The organism is Saccharospirillum impatiens DSM 12546, assembly GCF_000423605.1.
Taxonomy (GTDB): Bacteria; Pseudomonadota; Gammaproteobacteria; order Pseudomonadales; family Natronospirillaceae; genus Saccharospirillum; species Saccharospirillum impatiens.
On record NZ_AUIH01000092.1, the window covers coordinates 1 to 6,284 of the forward strand.

A 6,284-nucleotide genomic window follows, 5' to 3' on the forward strand; every position below is an offset into this window, starting at 1 on the left:
GCTCGAAGCTACCACCCCGATCGCGAGGCGTATCCAGCTCAAACTGGCCAGCCTCGGTCTGGAGGGTTTTACTGGAATGGCCGTTGCGGCTGTTGCCCGTGTCGGATTGCTCATGCCTGGCAAAGCCCAGATGATCATCCAGCTCAGCATTCAGGGCCGTCTCGACCGTTATCTTGGTCAGCATCTGCCTGAACTCGTTGAGGTCATCCTCTGTCTTGATATTCTTGGCTGCCGCCTGAGCGATTGCCTGTAGCTCTTTCTTGTTCATAGTCTGCCCATCCTCACCCAACCATTGGGTTAATAATAGGCAGTTACACAGATTTAGTTACAGTCTCTGTCACGACTGCCCTGATAACCACCCTATATTCTGAGAGCACAACATACTTTATGTGGTACACAGAGCTACACTATTTCGTCGGAGCCCCGGGTTTATTGATATTCATTGCCGCAGTATTGCAGTCTGCTGCTTATCTCTTCACCAATCAGCTGGGACTGAGAATCCTGCTGTTGTGCGGTACGCTTCTGTATCTAACTTACTATTTCGTAGCTTCCGAAACGCCTTTATGGTCACCAATTATCGCAAGTTCGGCAGTTTGCATGACCAGTATTTATGGTTTGATCCGGGTTTTATTAGACCAGTCACGGCTGTTCATACGTGCTGAGGACATCGCCATTCTGGAACGCTTTCCAGGGCTTGAACCCGGTGTATTCCGTCGACTGCTTAAGCTTGGCCAAATCAGATACCTGCGCCAGGACGAAGAACTGGCGGTGTCAGGAATCGTCCCGGACACGCTTTCTTATATCCTCTCTGGTAATGTTAAGGTCAGCAAAAGCATGGTTGATTTTGAAGTTGGTGAAGGCACGTTCATCGGTGAGGTGTCGATGATTCAAGGCGTCGGTGCAACGGCTACCGTTACCGGAAACACGCATACAAGGATCATTGAGTGGGATCGACAAAATCTATCGAACAAGATGGTCAAAGACGAACGTCTGCGCCTTGCTGTAGAAGCACTATTAACCCGGGATATTGCCAAAAAACTGGCCCAGGCCGCCAAAATTGACTAGGCCCGATGGCAGATAAGTCCACTTGCGAACACTAATGCGACAGTCACATTAACCAACGCTCAGGCATTTACTTGAGCAGGCTTGTGCACTGCCATAAAGCCAGTTGCTTCCCCGGCCCAATCTAACCTGGCCCGTTATTCAAACCGGTTAGCCATTATGTTGTCGCGAATTCCGTCGGAGTGCCGCCACACAACCAGTGCGTTGCCGCTGGCATCAAAGGCGACTTGGGGGTCTATGGACCTACCCGCGTTGTCGGTTTCGACCAGAGTGGCCGCACCCCAACCTGAACTCGCAGTGTAGCGATTGGCCAGAATGTTATGTCGGGTACCATCGGATTGATACCAGACGGCCATGGCGTTACCGCTGGAATCGAAAGCGATTTGAGGGCTCCTGGCGCTACCCAGGTTATCGGTTTCGATCAGGGTAGCCGTTCCCCAGCCTGAGCCAGGGGTGTAGCGATTGGCGTGGATGTTGAATTGGCTATCGTCGTATTGCTCCCACACAGCCAGTGCGTAACCACTAGTATCGAAAACAACTTGAGGGATGTAGGCGTTACTCGCGTTGTCAATTTGGATCAGAGTGGCCGACCCCCAGCCTGAGCCCGGGGTATAGCGATTGGCGTGAATGTTGTATCGGGTATCATCCAATTGGGACCATACAGCCAGTGCGTTACCCTCTGCATCTACGGCAATCTGAGGGTAATCGGCGTTCCCCGAGTTGTCGATTTGGATCAGAGTGGCCGTTCCCCAGCCTGAACCCGCAGTGTAGCGATTAGCATGGATGTTGAATCGGGCACCGCTACCGTCGGTTTGCTTCCACACGGCCAGGGCGTTACCGCTGGCATCGAAAGCGATTTGAGGGCTCCTGGCATTACCCGCGTTATCAGTTTCGATCAGAGTGGTCGAGCCCCAGCCTGAGCCTGGGGTATAGCGATTGGCGTAGATGCTGAACTGGTTACCGTCGCTTTGCTCCCACACGGCCAATACATTACCGCTGGTATCGACGGCGACTTGGGGGTGGATCGCGTCGCCCGCGTCCTCGGTCTCAATCAGAGTGGCCGTTCCCCATCCGGAACCCGTGGTGTAGCGATTGGAGTAGATGTTGAATCGGATACCATCGGCCTGGTACCACACAGCCACTGCGTTACCCTCTGCATCAAAGGCGATCTGGGGGGCGCCTACGCGGCCCGCGTTGTTTGTTTCGATCAGCGTGGCCGCTCCCCAGCCTAAACCCGCAGTGTAGCGATTAGCATAGGTGTTGGATCCGGTAACATCGATTTGGGCCCATATAGCCAGTGCGTTACCCTCTGCATCGATGGCTATTTGGGGGTCGCGGGCGTCACCCGCGTTGTCGGTTTCGATCAAAGTGGGGACTTTCCAGGTTCCATCGGCGGTGGTGAAACTCCAGGTATGCGCACTGCCCAGTGCATTGCCGGCCAAATCCGTAATGTCAGTACTGAGAGTGGTGGTGTAAGTTGTCAGCATCGACAATGTGTTGTCGGGTAAGAAGCTTACTTCGTTGTTGGTAGGATCAAAGTTCACCTTACCCGCAACCGAGACACTTCCATCGGTAACAGTGACGGTATTGCTGCCAATGGTTTTGGTGAACAGGTCTTCACTGAAGGTCGCGATTACGTCAGTGCCCCGGGCGACGCCAGTCGCAGAATCACCCGGGCTCACACTACTGACGGTCGGTGTGGTCTGATCGTCAGAGGTTTGCGTTGAGCTCGAATCCCCGCTACTGCAGGCTGACAGCACGAACGGAAAAGCCAGCAAAAAAGCGGCCAAGCGCGATGTTTCACTGAGTAGAGTCATATCCAACACTCCCTTTTCGGCGATACACTGTGCGCCGGTAAAACAAGATAGCGCTCAACAACGCCAGGCTCCATCCGGGCATGCTTCCACCACCACCGCTACTGGGTGAAGTTGCGGGCTGCTCATTGACGCGCTCGAAAGCGCCAATGTCGCAGTCGACGTCATTTTGCATTCGGGCCGTTCCACGCTGGTCGGTCAGCGGGCAGTAGTCGTTATCGGCGGCGTTATCCGCCGGGCTACCGGAGCGCAAGGCATGAGTGGGTGTCGGGCCGCCATTGTCGGCCAGTGGCGAGAGCAGGCTGGTGGTGACGGCGCTGCTGGCGATACTCAGGTCGGTCGTTTCGGAGACGCAACCGGTGTCGTCACCCAGCACATTGACTCCGCGGGACAAGGCCGCGCTGTCGAGGTAACAATCGTCGCCATCGCTGGCGCGGTTACCGGCGATGATGCTGGCATGATAGGCCAGTTTGGCATTGGAGCTGGTGTGAATGCCCCCGCCTTCACTGCCGGCTTCGTTATCAGTAATGGTGCTGTGGGTGATTTCAAGTGAAGTATCGCTGTAGAGATAGATGCCACCACCGGAGCCTGTGGTAGCCTCATTACCGCTTAAGGTGGCATTGCGTACGAAAATGCCTGCGTAATCCTCGATATACAAACCGCCGCCATTGCTCTGGGCGGTGTTGTTGATCACCGCAATGCGCTCCAGGTGTGTTGGATTGCCTTCCAGGTAAAACCCGCCACCGCTACTGTCGGAAGAGTTATCGGCTATTTGACCGTCGCGCATGAACAGTTGCCCGTAATAAGCGTAACCTGCACCTCCGCCGCTGTTAGCATGATTGGCAACCAGGTCAGTATTGTTTAGCCAGATGGCACCCGGATAGTCCAGGTAAAAGCCGCCGCCTCGGGAGCTTGCTGTGTTGGTGTCCAGGCTACTGTTCTCGATGGTGGCCATGCCATCTTCAATGTACAGGCCACCGCCGTCGCTGCTGGCCGAGTTGCCGGCTATGGTCACGCTCTCCATCTCAACGCTGGAATAGTATGAATAGAGGCCACCGCCATTGTTGCCCGAGTTATTGTTAATGCTTCCTTCATTGATGCGCAACAATGCGTAGTCGTACAGATAAATGCCACCGCCATTGCCGCTGGCGGTATTATTGTCGATGGTCACATCGTCCAGTTGAGCGCTGCTGCTGTAATCAACATAGAGTGCCCCACCATTGTTGGCTGAGTTGTTTGAAAACTTGGATGAGCGAACGGTCAGATTGCCAATGTAGAGAAAAAGTGCGCCGCCACCGCTGCTGGCTGAGTTGCTGGCCAGGGTGGCGCCGGTGAGTGACACAACACCGTAGTCGGAATAAATGGCACCGCCGCTGCTGGCATCGTTGTTGGTGAACGTGCTGCTGAAAACGTCCAGAAAGGCTTCATCATCCACGTAAATCGCACCACCGCTACCTGTAGCCGAGTTGGCACTGAACCGGCTGTTTTCAACGCGCGCAAAGCTCCCGGTATCCATATAAAGGCCAGCCCCGCTGCCGCTGATGCTGCCACCAAAAATGCGAACGCCGTTGAGCGTGAGCCGATACCCGCCGTTCAGGTAGAGCACCCGTACACTGTTGCCGCCGTCGATCAGGGTCTCGTTCATGCCGGCCCCGTTGAGGCTGACATCACTGCCGAGTGTGAGCGAACTGCTCAGGTTGAAGGTGCCCGCCGGTACATTGATGGTGTTCAGGTCATCGCTCCCGGCAGCGCATTCACCCTGAGTATCACCTGATGCCGTTTGATCGTTTGAAGCGGTGACGGCCTCTCGCAACGAGCATTGCCCATCGTTGGCGGTGGTGTCACTGGTAGTGGTTACGGTTATGGTCGCGGCCTGGGCCCAGGCCGCGGTAAGGAGCAAGGCGCAAAACAAACGCCGAATCGTAGAGATACCCATACTGAACTGCCTCCATGCTAAGATGGTTTCATCTGGGGAGACAGGACATCGAACCACTCAGGAAGAGGAACCTCCATTTCCAAATGCCAGTGTAAACACGGCATACAATTCTACTGTTATATTTTGTATCCCTACAATGCGGCGATCAGCCCCAATCGTTCTGATGTTGTTGACTGTGATTGCTACCGGGCATGCACAATAATAGTCCGGCAATGGGTTCGAAATAAAAAGGCACCGAATCATGACATCCACACCACGCGAAAACGTTCAGTCGTACCCACGCCCGCCTGCATTGGAGCCCGTGCCACAGAAAATCAGGGTCTTCCTTGGTGGCCTGCTGGTAGCCGAATCGACCCGGGCATTGCGGGTTCTGGAAACGCACCATGCACCTACTTACTACTTACCGCCAGACGATATATGCGCTTCGCTTAAAGCAGCTGCAGTCACCAGTTTTTGCGAGTGGAAAGGCAACGCACACTATTTCGACGTGATCGCCGGGGAAACCATCGCCAAGCGGGCAGCCTGGACTTATGAAAGCCCCACAGAACGCTTTGCACCGCTGGCGGGCTATATCGCGTTTTATGCCGGGCAGATGGACGAAGCGTGGGTCGGCGATAGGCGCGTTATCCCACAACCGGGCGACTTTTATGGCGGCTGGGTAACACCTAACCTGGATGGCCAGATCAAGGGTGCCCCGGGAACGCGAAAACCAATGAAGACACCCACCGTTACAGTTTGTAAATGAGCTTGGTGTCCCGATAATATTTAGCAGGCAAAGGACATTAAATGGCAGAGTCAACGCTAGAGTTACATCTGTACTTCAAAGTACCATCAATATGCAATGAAGCTTACTCGCTTGTAAAACGGAAGAAAGCCGATAGAAATTCCGACTTTCATGGGGTCGAAAGCCTACGAAAAGGTGAAAACGACATATTTTTGACAGCTATTGTCAGCCCTGTACTAAGTGATGTTGAGTCTATAATTGAGGAATCTGGTGCTGACGCGATTGCTGCATCTATCAATCATGACCATGGTGGCAAAGAAAGTTATGGTTATATAATGAAGGCAAAAACCACTCATTCAAAAGCGCTCAGCTGGATAGACAATCAAGACTCAGCCCGAAAAGTATAGTGGACCCCATGATTTAGACCACGGGCATAGGTAGAATGCCACGACCAAGCAGGAGTAGTAACGTGGCGAGAAAACGGTTCAGTAGTGAGTTCAAGGCCAAGGTCGCAATGGAGGCTATCCGAGGCGACAAGACAGTCGCTCAATTATCTTCGCAGTGCGGCGTACATGCCTCTCAGATCAACACCTGGAAGAAAATCGCCCAGGAGCGACTGGTGGAAGCCTTCGAACGCGGCAGTAGCCAACCCGACCCGAAAAAGCTGGAAGCTCGGGAAGACCATCTATATCAACAAATTGGCAAGCTGCAGGTCGAGGTCGAGTGGCTTAGAAAAAAATCGAAGGCG

The 6,284-nt window shown here is 53.9% G+C and carries 7 protein-coding genes; 4 read left to right on the forward strand and 3 right to left on the reverse strand.

Annotation, left to right across the window (positions count from 1 at the left end):
- Window positions 1-268 (reverse strand): transposase (locus G565_RS0119945; RefSeq protein WP_028671436.1); only part of this gene is annotated, 268 nt, incomplete at its 3' end.
- A gap of 164 nt (window positions 269-432) precedes the next feature.
- Between G565_RS0119945 and G565_RS0119950 the strand changes: the two genes are divergently transcribed.
- Window positions 433-1,065, forward strand: coding sequence for a cyclic nucleotide-binding domain-containing protein (locus G565_RS0119950; RefSeq protein ID WP_169579690.1), 633 nt, complete (start codon window positions 433-435; stop codon window positions 1,063-1,065).
- Between the two features lie 134 nt (window positions 1,066-1,199).
- On the opposite strand, the gene G565_RS0119955 is transcribed toward G565_RS0119950, so the two are convergent.
- Entirely contained in the window at window positions 1,200-2,879 is a 1,680-nt protein-coding gene (locus G565_RS0119955; protein ID WP_028672398.1) for an Ig-like domain-containing protein, read from the reverse strand.
- A complete protein-coding gene (locus G565_RS0119960) occupies window positions 2,863-4,812 on the reverse strand; it encodes a right-handed parallel beta-helix repeat-containing protein (RefSeq protein ID WP_028672399.1) in 1,950 nt (649 codons plus the stop codon). Before G565_RS0119960 ends, G565_RS0119955 begins: the two co-directional genes overlap by 17 nt.
- A gap of 241 nt (window positions 4,813-5,053) precedes the next feature.
- On the opposite strand from G565_RS0119960, the gene G565_RS25150 reads away from it, so the two are divergent.
- The 3 genes from G565_RS25150 to G565_RS0119975 all read left to right on the forward strand — a co-directional run.
- Window positions 5,054-5,557: a DUF427 domain-containing protein gene (locus G565_RS25150; protein ID WP_051208318.1), complete on the forward strand. Its 504-nt coding sequence runs from the start codon at window positions 5,054-5,056 to the stop codon at window positions 5,555-5,557.
- Window positions 5,558-5,598: 41 nt separating this feature from the next.
- Window positions 5,599-5,943, forward strand: a complete 345-nt coding sequence (locus G565_RS0119970; RefSeq protein WP_028672400.1) for a hypothetical protein — start codon at window positions 5,599-5,601, stop codon at window positions 5,941-5,943.
- A 107-nt stretch (window positions 5,944-6,050) separates the two neighbouring features.
- Window positions 6,051-6,284, forward strand: a 234-nt coding sequence (locus tag G565_RS0119975; protein WP_425413995.1) for a transposase, incomplete at its 3' end; no start/stop codon positions are given.

Excerpts from the sequence above, each read along its gene's own strand:
- G565_RS0119960 (WP_028672399.1), bottom strand. The coding sequence starts at position 4,812 with ATGGGTATCTCTACGATTCGGCGTTTGTTTTGCGCCTTGCTCCTTACC.
- G565_RS0119970 (WP_028672400.1), top strand. The coding sequence starts at position 5,599 with ATGGCAGAGTCAACGCTAGAGTTACATCTGTACTTCAAAGTACCATCA.
- G565_RS25150 (WP_051208318.1), top strand. The coding sequence starts at position 5,054 with ATGACATCCACACCACGCGAAAACGTTCAGTCGTACCCACGCCCGCCT.
- G565_RS0119955 (WP_028672398.1), bottom strand. The coding sequence starts at position 2,879 with ATGACTCTACTCAGTGAAACATCGCGCTTGGCCGCTTTTTTGCTGGCT.